Source organism: Bradyrhizobium sp. 6(2017) (assembly GCF_011058295.2).
GTDB lineage: Bacteria > Pseudomonadota > Alphaproteobacteria > Rhizobiales > Xanthobacteraceae > Bradyrhizobium > Bradyrhizobium septentrionale.
Genome location: NZ_CP049289.2, coordinates 3,360,356 through 3,377,152, shown reverse-complemented (window position 1 = coordinate 3,377,152; position 16,797 = coordinate 3,360,356). Strand labels below are relative to the sequence as shown.

The 16,797-nt window shown below is 65.5% G+C and carries 14 protein-coding genes; 3 read left to right on the top strand and 11 right to left on the bottom strand.

Annotated features, from left to right (window positions below; all coding sequences use genetic code 11):
• Window positions 1–107: 107 nt before the first annotated feature.
• The 7 genes from G6P99_RS15750 to ltnD form a co-directional block, all read right to left on the bottom strand.
• On the bottom strand, window positions 108–1,310 hold the full coding sequence (locus G6P99_RS15750) for an efflux RND transporter periplasmic adaptor subunit (RefSeq protein WP_029078020.1): 1,203 nt from the start codon (window positions 1,308–1,310) through the stop codon (window positions 108–110).
• Window positions 1,297–4,476 carry an efflux RND transporter permease subunit gene (locus G6P99_RS15745; RefSeq protein ID WP_165128693.1) on the bottom strand — a complete coding sequence of 1,060 codons (3,180 nt, stop codon included), beginning with the start codon at window positions 4,474–4,476 and terminating at the stop codon, window positions 1,297–1,299. Before G6P99_RS15745 ends, G6P99_RS15750 begins: the two co-directional genes overlap by 14 nt.
• A 389-nt stretch (window positions 4,477–4,865) precedes the next feature.
• Window positions 4,866–6,572 carry a methyl-accepting chemotaxis protein gene (locus G6P99_RS15740; RefSeq protein WP_165128691.1) on the bottom strand — a complete coding sequence of 569 codons (1,707 nt, stop codon included), beginning with the start codon at window positions 6,570–6,572 and terminating at the stop codon, window positions 4,866–4,868.
• Between the two features lie 190 nt (window positions 6,573–6,762).
• Window positions 6,763–8,454 carry a methyl-accepting chemotaxis protein gene (locus G6P99_RS15735; RefSeq protein ID WP_029078023.1) on the bottom strand — a complete coding sequence of 564 codons (1,692 nt, stop codon included), beginning with the start codon at window positions 8,452–8,454 and terminating at the stop codon, window positions 6,763–6,765.
• Between the two features lie 170 nt (window positions 8,455–8,624).
• Entirely contained in the window at window positions 8,625–9,914 is a 1,290-nt protein-coding gene (gene otnK / locus G6P99_RS15730) for a 3-oxo-tetronate kinase (RefSeq protein ID WP_165128689.1), read from the bottom strand.
• On the bottom strand, window positions 9,911–10,693 hold the full coding sequence (gene otnI, locus G6P99_RS15725; protein ID WP_029078025.1) for a 2-oxo-tetronate isomerase: 783 nt from the start codon (window positions 10,691–10,693) through the stop codon (window positions 9,911–9,913). The genes otnK and otnI overlap by 4 nt, the downstream gene beginning before the upstream one ends.
• A gap of 12 nt (window positions 10,694–10,705) precedes the next feature.
• Complete coding sequence (gene ltnD / locus G6P99_RS15720) at window positions 10,706–11,617, bottom strand: L-threonate dehydrogenase (protein WP_029078026.1); 912 nt, start codon at window positions 11,615–11,617, stop codon at window positions 10,706–10,708.
• A 156-nt stretch (window positions 11,618–11,773) separates the two neighbouring features.
• Between ltnD and G6P99_RS15715 the strand changes: the two genes are divergently transcribed.
• The 3 genes from G6P99_RS15715 to G6P99_RS15705 are packed head-to-tail and all read left to right on the top strand — an operon-like array spanning window position 11,774 to window position 13,243.
• On the top strand, window positions 11,774–12,433 hold the full coding sequence (locus tag G6P99_RS15715) for an aldolase (RefSeq protein ID WP_029078027.1): 660 nt from the start codon (window positions 11,774–11,776) through the stop codon (window positions 12,431–12,433).
• Window positions 12,426–12,929 (top strand): GNAT family N-acetyltransferase, encoded by a 504-nt coding sequence (locus tag G6P99_RS15710; RefSeq protein WP_051345956.1) that lies wholly within the window; start codon window positions 12,426–12,428, stop codon window positions 12,927–12,929. Before G6P99_RS15715 ends, G6P99_RS15710 begins: the two co-directional genes overlap by 8 nt.
• A gap of 47 nt (window positions 12,930–12,976) precedes the next feature.
• A complete protein-coding gene (locus G6P99_RS15705; protein ID WP_029078029.1) occupies window positions 12,977–13,243 on the top strand; it encodes a hypothetical protein in 267 nt (88 codons plus the stop codon).
• A gap of 150 nt (window positions 13,244–13,393) precedes the next feature.
• Here G6P99_RS15705 and G6P99_RS15700 read toward each other — a convergent pair whose 3' ends face one another.
• Genes G6P99_RS15700 through G6P99_RS15685 form a run of 4 tightly spaced genes read right to left on the bottom strand, consistent with a single transcriptional unit; the run spans window position 13,394 to window position 16,629 of the window.
• Window positions 13,394–14,098: an ABC transporter ATP-binding protein gene (locus tag G6P99_RS15700; RefSeq protein WP_029078030.1), complete on the bottom strand. Its 705-nt coding sequence runs from the start codon at window positions 14,096–14,098 to the stop codon at window positions 13,394–13,396.
• Window positions 14,082–14,813 (bottom strand): ABC transporter ATP-binding protein, encoded by a 732-nt coding sequence (locus G6P99_RS15695; protein ID WP_029078031.1) that lies wholly within the window; start codon window positions 14,811–14,813, stop codon window positions 14,082–14,084. Before G6P99_RS15695 ends, G6P99_RS15700 begins: the two co-directional genes overlap by 17 nt.
• The gene (locus G6P99_RS15690) at window positions 14,810–15,796 is read right to left on the bottom strand and encodes a branched-chain amino acid ABC transporter permease (protein WP_029078032.1); all 987 of its coding nucleotides are present in this window, start codon (window positions 15,794–15,796) and stop codon (window positions 14,810–14,812) included. Before G6P99_RS15690 ends, G6P99_RS15695 begins: the two co-directional genes overlap by 4 nt.
• Window positions 15,796–16,629, bottom strand: coding sequence for a branched-chain amino acid ABC transporter permease (locus G6P99_RS15685; protein ID WP_234584006.1), 834 nt, complete (start codon window positions 16,627–16,629; stop codon window positions 15,796–15,798). The genes G6P99_RS15690 and G6P99_RS15685 overlap by 1 nt, the downstream gene beginning before the upstream one ends.
• Window positions 16,630–16,797: the final 168 nt, after the last annotated feature.

Genomic DNA, 16,797 nt, shown 5'->3' with positions numbered 1-16,797 from the left:
CGCTCTTGCGGGGAGAGGTAAGAGGTGCCCTCCCAAAGCATCACCTGAAAACGAAAATGCCCGGGACAAGCCCGGGCATGACGGAGAGAACGCTGCTGCGTCCTCCCCTACCCCTTCACGTCCTGCTTCTCGGACGCCGTGGTCGGCTTGCCCTTGGCGCCGGGGCCGGTCACGCGCACGTGGTCGCCGTCGGCGAGACCGTCCGGCGGGGCGGTGATGATGCGGTCGTCGGGCGCGAGGCCCGAGGCGAGCTCGATGTCCTTGCCGAGGTCGCGGCCGATCTTCACGGTCTTGAACAGCACCTTGTCGTCAGGGCCGACGGTCGCGACCCGCAGGCCGTTGCTGTTGAAGATCAGCGCGCTGGCAGGAATGCTGAGCGGCGTGGAGTCGCGCTGCAGATTGAGCTTCACGCTGGCGTAGCTGCCCGGCATCAGCTCGCCGGACGAGTTGTCGAGCCCGAGCTGCATCCGCGTCGTGCCGGAGGCGACATCGACCGCCTGCGAGGAAGCCTCCACCGTCGCCTGGAAGGTGCGGTTCGGGTAATCCGGCAACACCAGCGCGGCCTTGGCGCCCATCTTGATCGCCGGGACGTAATTCTGCGGCACGTTGACGTAAACGCGAAGCTTGGTGATGTCGGAGACCGTGAACATCGCGGGGCCCGAGTTGCCGCCGGCATTGATCAGCGCGCCGACGTCGGTGTCGCGCGAGGTCACCACGCCGTCGAACGGCGCCGTGATCTTCTTGTAACCGGCGAGCGCTTCGAGCCGCTCGACATTGGCCTGGCCGGCTTTGACCGCACCGTTCTTGTTGGAGAGGTCGGCGGTGCGCTCGTCGATCTCCTGGGCCGAGACGAAGTTCGAGGCGACCAGCGTCTTGCGCCGGTTCAGCGTCGCCTCGGAGAGCTTGGCTGATGCCTGGGCGCTGGCGAGATCGGCGCGCGCCTGCAGCAATTGCTGGTCGAGGTCGGGCGCCTCGATTTCGGCGATCACCTGGCCGGCCTTGACGCGGGCTCCGATGTCGACGTCCCAGGTCTTCAGGTAGCCGGAGACCCGGGCGAAGATCGGCGCGCGGGAATAGGCCTCGAGCCGGCCTGGCAGGTCGATGGTGGGGGTGAGCGCCTTGGCGGTCGGCAGTGCCACGGCGACGGTCGGAACGGCCTGGTCGTCGGTCCATTCCTTCAGCCGCGTGTCCTGCTCCTCGCGGGCACGGATCCCGGTACCGACGATCAGGCCGGCGCCGACCAGCGCCACCACGCCGAAGATGCCCAGTTTCCGGCGCGAAACCGGCGGGCGCTGTTCAGTGGGCGGCATGCGGAATCTCCGATGAGGCGGCGGCTTTGGCGCCTTGCTTCTTGTGTACCATACTGAATACCACGGGAACAAACATCAGCGTCGCGAAGGTTGCAAAGATCAGGCCGCCGATCACGGCCCGGCCGAGCGGCGCGTTCTGCTCGCCGCCCTCGCCCAGCCCCAGCGCCATCGGCGCCATGCCGATGACCATGGCCAGCGCCGTCATCAGCACCGGGCGGAACCGGACGAATCCGGCCTCCAGCGCCGCCGCGACGGGATCGCCGAGCTCCTCATAGCGCTCGCGCGCAAAGCTGATCACCAGCACGCTGTTGGCGGTCGCGACGCCCATGCACATGATGGCTCCGGTCAGCGCCGGAACCGACAGCGTGGTCTGCGTCGTGAACAGCATCCAGACGATGCCGGCAAGTGCTGCGGGCAGCGCCGTGATGATCACGAACGGGTCCGACCAGGACTGGAAGTTCACCACGATCAGGAAGTAGATCAGTACGACCGCACCGAGCAGGCCGAACAACAGGCCGGTGAAGGCCGAGTTCATGGTCTGCACCTGGCCGAGCAGCACCACGGAGGAGCCCTTCGGCACTTCCTTGGCGGTGTCAGCGATCAGCTGGCGCACGTCGGTGGCGACGCCGCCGAGATCGCGGCCTTGCGTCGTCGCGTAGATCTGCACCAGCGACTGGATGTCATATTGCGAGACCACCGCGCTCGAGGTCGCGCGCTTGATGTCGGCGATGCCGCCGAGGATCGGCGCCTGGGTGTTGCCGGTCGCGGTGATCGGCAGCGTCTGCAGCGCGCTCAGCGAGTCGATCTGGTATTGCGGCGTCTGCATCACGATCGAATACGACACGCCGTTGTCCGGGTTTAGGTAATAGGTCGGCGCGATCTGCGAGGAGCCGGCGAGGTTCACCACCAGCGAGTTGGTGACGTCGCGTTCGGTCAGGCCGACATATTGCGCGCGGGTGCGGTCGACATCGATGTTGAAGGTCGGGTTGTTCGGCGACTGCTGGATGCGGGCGTCGGCGATGCCGGGCATGCGCTTGATCCTGGCGAGCAGCTTGTTGGCATAGGCGAAGTTGGCGTCGAGATTGGCGCCGCGGATCTGCAAATCGATCGGCGCCGGCGCGCCGAAGTTGAGGATCTGGCTGACGATGTCGGCCGGCAGGAACGCGAAGCTGGTGCCCGGGAACAGCCGCGGCAATTGCTCACGCAGCGCGCGGACATGCTCCTCGGTCGGCTTGTGGCCTTCCTTCAGGCGGATCTGGATGTCGCCGTCCTGCGGACCGATCACGCCGGTGTTGTTGTAGGTCATGTTGATGCCGGAGATCGGCATGCCGATGTTGTCGGTCATGGTCTCGATCTCGCCGGGGACCAGCTTGCGGATCGCCTTCTGGATGTCGGCGAGCTGGTTGGCGGTCTCCTCGACGCGGGTGCCGACCTGGGTGCGGACATGCATCAGGATGTTGCCGGCGTCGACCGACGGGAAGAAATTGCGCCCGAGGAACGGCACCAGCAGGAACGATGCGGCGACGACCGCGAGGAAGCCGGTCACGAACACCGTGCGATGACCGAGCGCCATTACGAGCAGGCCGCGATAGCCGCTGCGGATGCGCTCGAACCGCGCCTCGAAGCCGCGCTGGAACCAGACCAACGGATTGCGCGATTTCGGCGGCGCGCCCTCGTGATGCACATGCGGCTGCAAGAGATAGTTCGCCATCGTCGGCACCAGAGTGCGCGACAGGATGAACGACCAGATCATCGCGAACATCACTGCTTCGGCCATCGGCACGAACAGGAAGCGCGCCACGCCGGACAGAAAGAACATCGGCACGAACACGATGCAGATGCAGAGCAGCGAGACGAAGGCCGGCGTCACGATCTGGTTGGCGCCGTCGAGGATCGACTGCTCGACCGGCTTGCCCTGCTCGAGGTGGTAGTTGATGTTCTCGATCGTCACCGTGGCGTCGTCGACCAGGATGCCGACCGCGAGCGCGAGGCCGCCGAGCGTCATGATGTTCAGCGTCTCGCCGATCAGGGACAGCATGATGATGGCGCCCAGCACCGACAACGGGATCGACACCGCGATGATGACGGTCGAGCGCCAGCTGCCGAGGAACAGCAGGATCATCACGCTGGTCAAGAGCGCTGCGATCACGCCCTCGAAGGCGACGCCGGTAATCGCACCGCGGACGAACACCGACTGATCGCCGATGAATCCGATCTTGAGCGCGTCGGGCATCTGGTCCTTGACCTCGATCACCTTCTGCTTGATGCCGGAGATGATATCGAGCGTCGACGTGGCGCCGGCCTTCAGCACCATCATCAGGACCGAGCGGTTGCCGTCGACATGGACGATGTTGGTCTGCGGCGGGTTTCCGTCGCGGACCGAGGCGACGTCACGCACATAAACCATCGCGCCGTTGACCTGCTTGACCGGCAGGTCGCCCAGCTCCTCGAGCCGCAGCGGCGAGTTGTTGAGGTTGATGGTGTATTCGAAATTGCCGATCTTCTGGGTGCCGACCGGCGTGATCAGGTTCTGCGCGGCGAGCGCGTTGGCGACGTCCTGGCCCGACAGGCCGCGGGCCTGCAGCGCCGTCGAATTGAGATCGATCTGGACCTGGCGCTGCTTGCCGCCGAACGGATACGGGATCGCGGCGCCGGGCACAGTGACCAGCGGCGTGCGCAGCTGGTTGATGCCGATATCGGCGAGGTTCTGCTCAGTCAGGCCTTCGCCCGACAGCGCGACCTGGATGATCGGAACCGTCGAGGCGCTGTAGTTCAGGATCAGCGGCGGCGTCGCGCCGGGCGGCATCTGCTTGAGCAGGGTCTGCGAGATCGCGGTGACCTGCGCGTTGGCGGTGCGGATGTCGACATTGGGCTGGAAGAAGATCTTGATGATGCCGACGCCGTTGTAGGAATTGGCGACGATGTGCTCGATGTCGTTGACGGTCGTGGTCAGCGCGCGCTGAAACGGCGTGGTGATGCGGCCGGACATCTGGTCGGGCGGCAGGCCGGTGTACTGCCACACCACGCCGATCACGGGGATGCGGATATCCGGAAAAATGTCGGTCGGCGTGCGCAGCGCCGCCAGCGGTCCGATAATCAGCAGCAGGATCGCGAGCACGACGAAAGTATATGGCCGGCTCAGCGCGATACGGACCAATGCGATCATAAAAGAGATATTCCCGAAATAGAGCCCGCCCAGGCAGAGGAATCGGCATTGCAAAAGCCGTTCCGATAGCGGCCGATTTACCCGATGGCGGGCAAAACGCCAACCCGCGGAGCCGCAGCGGCTTTCACTTCCTCGGCATAGCGCGTGAAGCCGCGTCCTCCGATCGACCATGCCGGACGCAGTGCCGCCGGTCGCACGCGCGATCATCGCCAAAAAGAGACGGCTCTGCTGCAAATGCGAGCCGGCCGAGCACGCCGTTTCGGCCGTCGGATGCTAACGCATCGCTGCTCTGCGAAAATGCAAAGCGTGGTGAGCCGGTCAGTCCACCACGCTGGTGTCGGTTGCCCGGAGACGATGCCGGCAAGCCCGGCCCGACGGGCGGCGCCGGATCAGGCGGCGCGGACGGCGTCGAGGAACTTGCCGACCTCGAGCTTGAGACGGCTGCTGTCGCCCGACAGCGTCTGCGCCGCCGACAGCACCTGGGTCGACGCCGAGCCGGTTTCGTTGGCGCCGTGCTGCACGTCGGTGATGTTGGCCGAGACCTGCTGGGTGCCCTGCGCCGCCTGCTGCACGTTGCGGGAGATTTCCTGGGTCGCCGCGCCCTGCTCCTCGACAGCTGCGGCGATGGCGGACGAGATTTCCGACAGCCGTTCGATGGTCGAGCCGATCGCGCGGATCGCGTTCACGGAGTCCTCGGTCGCGGCCTGAATGCCGGAAATCTGCTGGCCGATCTCGCCGGTCGCCTTCGCGGTTTGCTCGGCCAGCGCCTTCACTTCGGAAGCCACCACCGCGAAACCACGTCCGGCCTCGCCGGCGCGCGCCGCCTCGATGGTCGCATTCAGCGCCAGAAGGTTGGTCTGGCCGGCGATGGTGTTGATCAGCTCGACCACGTCCCCGATCCGGGCGGCAGCCTTCGACAACTCCCCGACCCGGTCATTGGTCGCACGGGCCTGGCCGACCGCATCGCCCGCCATCCGGGCAGACTCCTGCACCTGCCGGCTGATCTCGTGGACCGAGGATGACAGCTCTTCGGTTGCCGACGCCACCGACTGGACGTTGGTGGTCGCCTCCTCCGAGGCAGCGGCGACGGACGTCGCGAGATTTTGCGAGCGTTCGGCGGTCGAGGTCAGCGTGGTCGCCGACGCCTCGAGCTCGGTCGAGGCGGATGCGACGGTCTCGACGATCTCGCCGACCGTGCGCTCAAAGCCGTCGGCCAGCTGGAGCATGTCGCTACGGCGCTGCGCGGCGGCGCGCGCCTCCATGTCCTTCTGCTCGCGCTCCATCCGGACCTTGGCAAGGCCGTTGTCCTTGAAGACGAGCGCGGTCTTGGCGACGTCGCCGACCTCGTCGCGGCGGTCGGTGCCGTGCACCGGAATGTCGTAATTGCCGCTCGCAAGCCGCTGCAATGTCTCGACGACAGCACGGATCGGCTTCGCGACACCGTATTGCCCGACGATGAAGCCGAACAGCAGGCCGAACAGGACGCCTGAAGCGGCAAGCAGGATCAGCAGCTCCGAGGTCGAGGTATATTCCTGCTCGTTGGCCTTCATGTTTTCCCTGACGCGCTGATCCTGGCGGTCGGCCACCGCCCGGACCCTGGCCTGCAGCTCCTCCGCGGCCGCGCGGCTCTTCATCGCGGCGTCACGCAGCTTCTCGGCGGACTGCGTCAGGTCGGAAGCCCTGGCACTATCGACCGCATCGAGCGTCTGCTTCAGCTGGGCCTGGTAGGCCGACTGCGCCGAACGCACGCCGGGCAGCAGCGCGATGGTCTGCGGATCCTGCGTCTTGCTGATCTCGACCAGGCGCTCCTCGAGCAATTTGAGCTGCTCGTCGATCACGGATCGCGCCGCGACCCGGTTCTCGTCGCGCGGATCGAGCGCGCTGCGGAATTCGGCGCGATTGATCGTAAGCACGCTCTGGTTGGCGTGCGCCGAAAGCAACGCACGGTTCGCGGCGCGCGCCGTGACCACGCCGCGCTCACTGAGCGACTTCAGCGAAGCAATGCCGAGATAGGCGAGCGTACCGGCGATGATGGAGAGACCGCACACAATCGCCAGTATCTTCGTGAGAATGCGGAATCTCGCCAGGAACATCATCCGGTGCCTCGTTTGGAATGGATTTCGCGATTCTGTGCGGGTGGCCGCGTCGCGCTGTGGCAAGTTACCGCGCGTGAAACTACGGTTCGTTAATCACGCTTCAGTGGAACTACGGAGCGCTGCATACGCAAAGAAAAATGCGCGGCCTGGGAGCCGGGCATTTTCCGATGGTCAGAGGTTTCGGTCGACGTCAGGCCGCGCGGACGGCGTCGAGGAACTTGCCGACCTCGAGCTTGAGACGGCTGCTGTCGCCGGACAGCGATTGCGCCGCCGACAGCACCTGACTTGAGGCCGAGCCGGTTTCGCCGGCGCCGTGCTGCACGTCGGTGATGTTGGCCGAGACCTGCTGGGTGCCCTGCGCCGCCTGCTGCACGTTGCGGGAAATCTCCTGCGTCGCCGCGCCCTGCTGTTCGACTGCGGCGGCAATGGTGGACGAGATCTCCGACAGCCGCTCGATCGTCGACGAAATTTCCTTGATCGCGCCGACCGACTCCTGGGTCGCGGCCTGGATGCCGGCGATCTGCTGGCCGATCTCGCCAGTCGCCTTTGCGGTCTGCTCGGCCAGCGCCTTCACTTCGGAAGCCACCACCGCGAAGCCGCGGCCGGCATCGCCGGCGCGCGCCGCCTCGATGGTGGCGTTCAGCGCAAGGAGGTTGGTCTGGCCGGCGATGGTGTTGATCAGTTCGACGACGTCGCCGATGCGCGCGGCGGCCTTCGACAGCTCGCTGACGCGATCATTGGTGGTGCGCGCCTGACCGACGGCGTCACCGGCCATCCGCGCCGATTCCTGCACCTGACGGCTGATCTCGGTCACCGACGACGACAGCTCTTCGGTTGCGGATGCCACCGACTGCACATTGGTCGAGGCCTCCTCGGATGCCGCGGCAACCGAGGTGGTCAATTCCTGCGAACGCCGCGCGGTCGACGACAGCGTGCCCGCCGAGGCTTCGAGCTGGGTCGAAGCCGACGACACGGTCTGCACGATCTCGCCGATCATCTGTTCGAAATTGCGGGTGATGGTGTCGACCCGGCGGCCGCGCTCGATCTTGGCTTCGGCATCGGCAGAAGCGGCTTCATCGGCCGCCTTCTTGGCGACCAGGGCTTCCTTGAACACCTGCAGCGTATCGGCCATGGCGCCGATCTCGGTCTTCTCGCCCTGATGCGGCACGACGGCGGTGAGGTCGCCGCGGCCCAGCGTCTGCATCGGACTCACGATCGAGGCGATGCCGGCCGACACGTCGCGGATCATCAGGAAGCTGACGCCGACGCCGACGATGATGGCGGCACCGAGGATCATTGCAAGCAGCGTGAAGCCCCAATCGTAGCTGCTGGCCGCGTCCTGCGCCGCCTTGTCGGCACCGGTGTTGTTGAGGTCGATGTCCTTGCGCAGGATCTCGTCCGCCTCGAGGCCGATCTTGTTCACCGTCTTGGCATTCAGCTCATGGGCCTCGTGCGGGATCTTGCCGGCTTCCTTGCGCGACAATTCCATCACCTGCTCGGTGCCCTTCTTGTAGCGCGTCCAGCTATCGACCCACTGATTGTAAAGCGCCCGCTCCTCGGGGGACGTGATCAGCGGTTCATAGACCGCACGGACCTTCGTGTTGGCTTCGACCACGGTTGCCAGGGTCTTTTCCGCAACCAGCTTCTCCTCCAGCGTCTCGGCCAGCATGTGCTCGCGGATCACGTTGCGGTAGGTGATGACGCCGGCGCGCAGGTCACCGAGCGCCCGTACGCTCGGCAGCCAGCTCGTCATGATGTCGACGGTGTTGGCATTGATCGCCCGCATGTTCTTGACCGCGAGCAAGCCCATTCCCGTTATCGCGACAAGCAGGAACGCAACCACGGCAATGATCTTGGCGCGGATCGAGAATTTGGCGAACATCGTGAGGTCTCTTGGATATCGGGCTCGCGAGGCCCGATCGAATGGCTGGGGGCGCTGCGGGACGCCGCGGATATCAAAGCCAGCCCCCCTCCTTCGGCAGGGTTAATTTGGTTCCCCGTTGAACTACGGAGACGCCCGCCACCGCATTGATGCGCCGCGCGTTCCGCGCCTCAGGGCATCAATGCCAGCGCATCCGAGAAGAACTCCGGCCCGCCGAAATTGCCCGATTTCAAGGCAAGCACCATCTCGCCATTTCCGGCGCCGACGGCGCGCAGAACCGGCACGCCTGCAGCGATTTCCGCACCGACCAGGAATCCCGGGATGCGCAGCCGGTCGACCACGGCGCCCGAAGTTTCACCACCGGCGACCACCAGCCTGCGCACACCCGACTGCACCAACCCCTCCGCGATATCGGCCATCGCCTGCTCGATGGCATGTCCGGCTGCATCGCGGCCATGACGGGATTGCAGAGCTGCCACCTCCTCCGGGGTCGAGCTGCTGGCAATCAGGATCGGCCCGGGCCCGAACCGGTCTCTCGCCCAGGCGAGCGCGCGCTGCGCCTCCTCCCGTCCAGCGATCACCCGCTCGGGGTCGAGGTGCAGCACCGGCATCACCTTCTCGGCGTTGGCGATCTGGCGCAGGGTCGCCTGCGAGCAGCTGCCGGCGAGACAGGCGGCCGGGCCGCCGATCGCGCTCTCAGGCATCGCAGTCGCGGCGTCCGATTTGGCCTTGCCCGCCGCGACCAGCGCCCGCGCCAGGCCAAGCCCGATGCCGGAGGCGCCGACCGACAGGCGGTGATCAAGCGCCACCTGCCCGATGGTCTCGAGGTCGCGATCGAACACCGCGTCGACGATGGCAGCGCCGATGCCGCCGCGCGCGAGCTCGGCCAGCCTGCCGCGCACGGCGTCGGTGCCGCGGCTCAGCGTCGCCAGATCGACCAGGCCGACCTTGATCTTGCTCTGCCGCGCCAGCACACGCACCAGATTGGAATCATGCATCGGGTTGAGCGGGTGATCCTTCAGCGGGCTCTCGTTCAGCGGCACGGAGCCTACGAACAGATTGCCCTGGTAGACGGTGCGGCCGGTCTCCGGGAACGCCGGCGTCACCAGCACGATGCTGTCAGAGGAATCGGCGCGCAGCGCGTCCATCACCGGGCCGATATTTCCTGCATCGGTGGAATCGAAGGTCGAGCAGATCTTGAACAGGATGTGGGAAGCGCCGCGGCCGCGCAGCCAGCTCTCCGCCGCGCGCGAGCGCGTCACGGCGAGGCCGGCCTCGATCGAGCGGCTCTTCAGCGACACCACGACGGCGTCGACCTCGGGCAGCGCCAGATCGTCGGCGGGCACACCGATGGTCTGCACCGTGCGGAGACCCGCACGGGTCAGCGTGTTGGCGAGGTCGGAGGCGCCGGTGTAGTCGTCGGCGACACAGCCAAGCGACAGTTTCGTTGCTGATGTCACGGCTTCACTCCGGCGTAGGGCTTGAACCAGGCGAGGCCGTTGGTGGTCTTGCCCCGCGGATTGTATTCGCAGCCGACGAAGCCGCCATAGCCGAGCCGGTCGAGCTCGTCGAACAGGAACGGATAGTTCAGCTCCTCGCCGTCGGGCTCGTTGCGCGAGGGGATCGAGGCGATCTGGATGTGGCCGATGACAGGCATCATCTCGCGCAGCCGCATCGTGACGTCGCCATGGATGATCTGGCAGTGATAGATATCGAACTGCAGCTTCAGGTTCGCAAGACCAAGCTCGTTGATCAGGTCGCGCGCGAAGATGAAATCGTTGAGGAAGTAGCCGGGCACGTTGCGCGGATTGATCGGTTCGATCACGACGTCGAGGCCGTGCGGCGCGAAGAACTCGGCCGCGTATGCGACCGATTTGCGGAACGCCGCGACCGCCCTGGCATCGCTGCGGTCGGCGATGCCGGCCATCAGATGCACCCGCTTGACGCCGGTCGCCGCTGCATAGGGCAGCGCGGTCTTCAGGCTCTGCTGCAGATCGGCGAAGCGATCCGGCAGCGCGGCAAATCCCTTTTCGCCGGCGGCCCAGTCGCCCGGCGGCAGGTTGAACAGCGCCTGCGTCAGCCCGGCGGCCTTCAGCCGTTTGCCGACCTCCTCGGCCGGATGGTCATAAGGAAACAGGAACTCGACCGCGGTGAAGCCCGCTTTCGCCGCCGCCTCGAAGCGGTCGAGGAACGGGACCTCGTTGAACATCATGGTGAGGTTGGCGGCAAAACGGGGCATTGCAAACTCCTGTTATTTCGCGCCGGGAAGCTTGGTACCGGTGACTTGCGCATACATCCGCGCCACCGACGCATCGTCGTCGCGGCCCATGCCGGCGGCCGATGTCATCAAAAACATCTGCAAGGCCGCGGCCGAGACCGGCACCGGGAAGCGCGCAGTGCGCGCCATGTCCTGGATGATGCCGAGGTCTTTGACAAAAATCTCCACCGCGCTGCGCGGCGCATAATCGCCGTCGAGCACATGCGGGATGCGGTTCTCGAACATCCAGGAATTGCCGGCGGAGGCCGTGATCACTTCATAGACCTTGCGGATGTCGAGGCCCTGCTTGGCGGCAAAGGCGATCGCCTCCGAGGCGGCCGCGATATGCACGCCGGCCAGCAGCTGGTTGATCATCTTGAACGCGGCGCCCTGGCCAGCCGCATCGCCGAGCTCGTAGAGCTTTGCCGCCATCGCATCCAGCGCCGGTCGCGCCTTCGCGAACGCGGCCGCGCTGCCCGAGGCCAGAATTGTGAGCTCGCCCTGCGCCGCGCGCTGCGCGCCGCCGGAGATCGGGGCATCGAGATAGTGCCGGCCGGTCGCCTCGAGCTGTTTTGCCAGCCGACGCGCGATATCGGGGTCCATGGTCGCCGAGGAGATGAAGACCGCATCCCTGACCATGGTCTCGGCAGCGCCGCCCTTGCCGAACAGGATGGCCTCGGTCTGCGCCGCATTGACGACGACGCTGACGACGATATCGGCATCCTTGGCCGCCTCGGCCGGCGAGCCGGCGCCCTTGCCGCCATCGGCCACGAAGCGCGCGACGGCATCGGCCGAGACGTCGCAGCCGGTCACGGCGAGACCGGCCCGCCTGAGCGAGGTCGCCATGCCGTATCCCATCGACCCCAGCCCGATGACGGCGACACGTGGTGTTGCGGAACTGGACATGCGGCGATCCTCAAATTTTTACTTGTTTGAGCATGATTGCGGTTTTCCGGATCATGCTCGTTGCTGCTTGCTATCACGGCTTGGCCGCGCTGCCAAAGCATGAGACAAAGCGGAAAACGGATGGCGCCATGAGCGAGCCGGAACGGGCGAAACCGGATGAGCGAGACAAAGCTTCGTGAGGACATTTGCCGCTTCGGCCGCTCGCTGTTCGAGCGCGGGCTGACGCCGGGCTCCTCGGGCAATATCAGCGTCCGGCTCGACGACGGCGGCTGGCTGGTCACACCGACCAACGCCTCGCTCGGCTTCCTCGATCCGGCGAAAATGTCGCGGCTCGACGGCAACGGCCGGCTGGTCTCCGGCGATGCCCCGACCAAGGAAGTGCCGCTGCACACCGCGCTCTACCAGACCCGCGCGAGCGCCGGCGCCGTGGTGCACCTGCACTCGACCCATTCGGTCGCACTCTCGATGCTGCCCGAGATCGACCCGCGCGCCGCGCTGCCGGCGATGACGGCCTATTACGTGATGAAATGCGGCCAGACCGCGCTGGTGCCCTATTATCGCCCCGGCGATCCCGCCGTTGCCGACGCGATCAGGGGGCTGGCCGGGAAATATTCATCGGTGCTGCTCGCCAATCACGGCCCGGTCGTGTCGGGCGACACGCTGGAAGCGGCGGTGTTCGCAACCGAGGAGCTGGAAGAAACCGCAAAGCTCTATCTGCTGCTGCGCGGGCTGAACCCGCGGTATCTGTCACCGGAACAGGTCAAGGATTTGACCAAAGTGTTCGGGCTGACGCTGCCGGAACATGGGCATGATTGAACAATTGATCGGACAACCGAAAGCAACGATCAAATATCTGGCTGACCATCCCGCACTCGTGCCAACGATCGCGGCATGGCAGCACACGCAATTCGGCTACCTCACGCCGGCGGCCACGCTCGAAGATCGAACCGAGAGGCTCCGTCGATCGCTCCAGAAAGACGCGCTGCCGATGGCGATTGTTGCATTGAGCGAGGACGGAACGCCGTTGGGATCGGCCGGCATCCTAGCGGCGAGCATCACCCACAAGCATCTGACGCCGTGGCTGTCCTCGGTATACGTCCCCAGCGAACATCGCGGACAGGGAATTGCGTCCGCATTGAGTCTGCGCGCCATCGATGAATGCGCCAAACTGGGATTCGACCGGCTGTACTTGTTCACCCCGCACAGCGAAGCGATGTACGCGCGGCTGGGCTGGAAGAGCTTCGAACGGATCGAATACAATGGAACGCCCCTCACCCTCATGGATAGAGGCGCGTCACTGCAACAGCTGTAGGATTTACGGACTAGACATAGCAGAGGTGAGACATGCGGAGGACAGTCATGACGAAGTTCACAGGCTTGGCATTCGCGGCTCTGTTCGTCGGCGGCTTGGTGGGATCCACTGCGCAGGCCGAGGAGACCTTGGAGGACCTGCTTGCGGTCCAGCTGCGCGCGCAGGGCTATGCCTGCGACAAGCCGCTCAAGGCCGAACGGGACGACAAGCTCTCCAAGCCCGACAACGAGGCCTGGACCCTGACCTGCAGCAACGCAACCTACCGCGTCACCCGTGTGCCGGACCTCGCGGCCAAGGTCGAGGTCCTCAAGTAGGTTGTAGGCCTGCACGGGCTAGCTCGATCGTGGCCCGCATAAGCGCAGCGATATGCGGGACATTTCCCGGATGTCGCCTCCGCCTTTGCTTTTCGAGCTACGGCGGACAAGTCGCTCATTCGGGGCGGCTTCTCGCCGCGCACACTGCCGCTACAGCCCCAGATACGCCTTGCGCACGTCGGGATTGCCGCTGATCTCGGCGGCGGTGCCCTCCATCAGCACGCGGCCGGTCTGCAGGATGTAGGCGCGGTCGGCGATCTCCAGACACTCGGCCATCCGCTGCTCGACGATCAGAACCGTCATGCCGGCGTCGCGGATGCGCTTCACGGCCTGGAAGATCTCGTCGACCAGCTTCGGCATGATGCCCTGCGACGGCTCGTCGAGCATCAGAAGCCGCGGCCGCGTCATCAGCGCCCGGCCGATCGCGAGCATCTGCTGCTCGCCGCCGGACAAAGTCTCGGCGCGCTGGTCGAGCCGCTCGGCGAGCCGCGGGAACAGCTGGAACACCAGATCGAGCGGCGCGTCGCGATTGGCCTCGCTGCGATAGAGGTAGCTGCCGAGCCGCAGATTGTCGTGCACCGAGAGCCGCGGAAACAGCCGGCGGTTTTCCGGCACGAAGGCGATGCCGCTCGACGTGATGACGTGCTGCGGCTGGCCGTCGATGCGCTTGCCGTCGAAGGTGACGGTCCCTGCGCGCGGCCGCTCCGCACCGGCGATCGATTTGAGCAACGTCGACTTGCCCGCACCGTTGGCGCCGGCGACGCAGACGATCTCACCCTTGGTGACGTCGATCGACACGGAGGAGATCGCGACCAGGCCCTGATAGGCGGTGGTGACTTCACGCACCGACAGCATGACGACCCCCGAGATAGGCAGAAATGACCTCTGGATTGCGGACGACCTCGGCGGGCTTGCCCTCGACGAGCACCTTGCCGAGATTGAGCACGATGGCGCGATCGACCAGCGGCATCACGATTTCCATCACATGCTCGACCATCAGCACAGTGACGCCGGTGGCGCGCACCTTCCGCACGAGCTCGACGCCAGTCTGCGCCTCGACCGGCGTCAGACCGGTCAGGACTTCGTCGAGCAACAGCAGTTTCGGTTCGGTCGCCAGCGCACGCGCGACCTCGAGCCGGCGCTTCTCGGATGGCACGAGGTCGGCGGCAAGCTTTTCGGCGCGCGCCGCAAGGCCGCAGAACTCCAGCACCTCGTAGGCTTTCTGCCGCGCAACACGCATCTTCGTGTTGCGGATCAGCGCGCCGACGATGACGTTGTCGATCACGGTCATGGTCTCGAAGCTCTTGACCACCTGGAAGGTGCGTCCAACGCCGCGCTGGCAGCGTTCCGCCGCCGGCAGCCGGGTGACGTCCTCGCCGTCGAAGATGATCGAACCTTGGGTCGGCGGCAGTACGCCCGCGATCAGATTGAACAGCGTCGACTTGCCGGCGCCGTTTGGGCCAATCAGGCCGACGATCTCGCCGCGCCCGACCGAGATCGAGACATCGCTGTTGGCGACGAGGCCGCCGAAGCGCTGCCAGACGCCGCGGGTTTCCAACAGTGCCGTCATCGCGCGGCCTCCTTGCGCCAAGGGACCTTGCCGAACACGCTGACCAGACCGCGCGGCAGCGCCAGCGAGATCAAGACGATCAGCGTGCCGTAGACGATCAGGTCGACGCCCCGCCCCGAACCGCCGACGAACGAGCGCGTCAACTCGGTGAGCGGGATCAGGATGACAGCGCCGAGCACCGGCCCCCACAGCGTGCCGATGCCGCCAAGCACCGCGGGCAGTGCCATCAGCAGCGAGAACTGGAAGCCCATCACGCTTTCAGGATCGATATAGGAGACGAACTGGGCGTAGAAGCTGCCGCCGACCGCGACCAGGAATGCCGAGACCGCCGCCGCGCCCATCTTGGAATTGAACACGACCACGCCGAGGCTTTCGGCGGCATCGGGATTGTCCTTTACCGCGCGCCACCAATAGCCCCATTTGGAGTCCTCCAGCCACCAGGTGACGAGCCAGGCGACGCAGGCAAGCGCCAGCGCGAAGTAGAAATATGGCAGCTTGGATCGGGCGAACTGGAATTTCAGCCAGCTGTCGCCGCGCATCGGAATCGTGATGCCGAGCGCGGCACCTGCCCAATCCCAGTTCTGGATCAACAACAGCGCGATCTCGGCGATCACGATGGTCGCGATCACGAAATAATGCCCGCGCAGCCGGAAGCAGGGATAGCCGAGCGCCATCGCGATCAAGGCGGAGATCACACCGCCCGCCAGCATGCCGAACCACGGCAACACGCCGAACTTGGTGAACAGCAGCGCGGTGGTATAGGCACCAAGCCCGAAATACAGCGCATGGCCGAGCGAGATCTGCCCGCAATAGCCGGACAATATGTTCCAGCTCTGCGACAGCGCCGCATACATCAGGGTCAGCACCATGATGTTCTGGACGTAAACGTCCTTGACGAACAGCGGCACCAGCGCGGCGATCACAGCCAGGCAAAGCGCCACGATCAGGTCACGCCTGCGGCGTTGGGCGAAGTGGGTGTCCATCACATCGATCCGAACAGGCCACGCGGGCGGATGAAGACGACCAGAAGATAGACGGCGTAGATGCCGACCGATTTCAGCGACGGCGGCAGGATCAGCGCGGTGCTCGCCTCCACCAGGCCGACGATGATGCCGCCGGCGAAGGCGCCGAATACACTGCCGAAGCCGCCGAGCGCCACCGTGACATAGGCGATCAGGGCAAAGGAGGCGCCGACGTCGGGATAGATGTAGAAGAAGGTCGCCATGATCGCGCCGGCAAGCCCGACCAGCGCCGCACCAAGGCCCCAGCCCAGCGCGAACACGCGGTTCTTGTCGATGCCGACCAGGGCCACCGCCCCGGCATCCTCGCGCGTCGCTTCCAGCGCACGGCCGAAATCGGTGCGGTTGATGAAGAAGTAGAGCGCAACGAAGGCCGCGATCGAGACCAGCGCGCCGACCAATTGCGGCACGGGCAGGTAGATGCCGGCAACCGAGATCGTCTTGCCGCCGAGCCAGGAGTGCGTGACGCTGCGATAATCGGGCGTGAAGAAGAACTGCGCCAGACCCCGCATCACGATGGCAAGGCCGAAGGTCGAGAAGATCTGCACCATGCCGGCATTGGCCTTTGCCCGCACGGCGAAGCGGACGATCAGGAGATAGACTACCGCGCCGAACACGAACAAGGCGGCGGCAACCAGCGGCGCCGACAGCAACGGGTCGATCGCAAAGAACGCGAACAGGAAGAAGGTCGCGTACATCGCGATCATCAGGAATTCGCCGTGCGCGAAATTCACGACGTCCATCAGCCCGAAGATCAAGGCGAGGCCGGCGGCGATCAGTCCGTAGAGCAGCCCCATCAGGAGGCCGCTCGCCAGACTCTGGATAATGGCTTGGGCGGTCACGGCTGGAGCCTCGCGACGCCTGCCATGCCATGACGTGCCGTTCCCGGCGAAGCGGAGCAAGCCATCGCCCCGCGAGCAAGACTGCGTTGCGCCGCCGCTTCGCTCCTCGCAATGACGAAATGC

What these genes read in the sequence shown, in the direction of transcription:
- G6P99_RS15685 (WP_234584006.1), bottom strand. Translation starts at nt 16,629, where the DNA reads ATGGGGCTGCTCTACGGACTGATCGCCGCCGGCCTCGCCTTGATCTTC.
- G6P99_RS15705 (WP_029078029.1), top strand. Translation starts at nt 12,977, where the DNA reads ATGACGAAGTTCACAGGCTTGGCATTCGCGGCTCTGTTCGTCGGCGGC.
- ltnD (WP_029078026.1), bottom strand. Translation starts at nt 11,617, where the DNA reads ATGTCCAGTTCCGCAACACCACGTGTCGCCGTCATCGGGCTGGGGTCG.
- G6P99_RS15745 (WP_165128693.1), bottom strand. Translation starts at nt 4,476, where the DNA reads ATGATCGCATTGGTCCGTATCGCGCTGAGCCGGCCATATACTTTCGTC.
- otnI (WP_029078025.1), bottom strand. Translation starts at nt 10,693, where the DNA reads ATGCCCCGTTTTGCCGCCAACCTCACCATGATGTTCAACGAGGTCCCG.
- G6P99_RS15735 (WP_029078023.1), bottom strand. Translation starts at nt 8,454, where the DNA reads ATGTTCGCCAAATTCTCGATCCGCGCCAAGATCATTGCCGTGGTTGCG.
- G6P99_RS15750 (WP_029078020.1), bottom strand. Translation starts at nt 1,310, where the DNA reads ATGCCGCCCACTGAACAGCGCCCGCCGGTTTCGCGCCGGAAACTGGGC.
- G6P99_RS15700 (WP_029078030.1), bottom strand. Translation starts at nt 14,098, where the DNA reads ATGCTGTCGGTGCGTGAAGTCACCACCGCCTATCAGGGCCTGGTCGCG.
- G6P99_RS15695 (WP_029078031.1), bottom strand. Translation starts at nt 14,813, where the DNA reads ATGACGGCACTGTTGGAAACCCGCGGCGTCTGGCAGCGCTTCGGCGGC.
- G6P99_RS15690 (WP_029078032.1), bottom strand. Translation starts at nt 15,796, where the DNA reads ATGGACACCCACTTCGCCCAACGCCGCAGGCGTGACCTGATCGTGGCG.
- G6P99_RS15715 (WP_029078027.1), top strand. Translation starts at nt 11,774, where the DNA reads ATGAGCGAGACAAAGCTTCGTGAGGACATTTGCCGCTTCGGCCGCTCG.
- G6P99_RS15710 (WP_051345956.1), top strand. Translation starts at nt 12,426, where the DNA reads ATGATTGAACAATTGATCGGACAACCGAAAGCAACGATCAAATATCTG.
- G6P99_RS15740 (WP_165128691.1), bottom strand. Translation starts at nt 6,572, where the DNA reads ATGATGTTCCTGGCGAGATTCCGCATTCTCACGAAGATACTGGCGATT.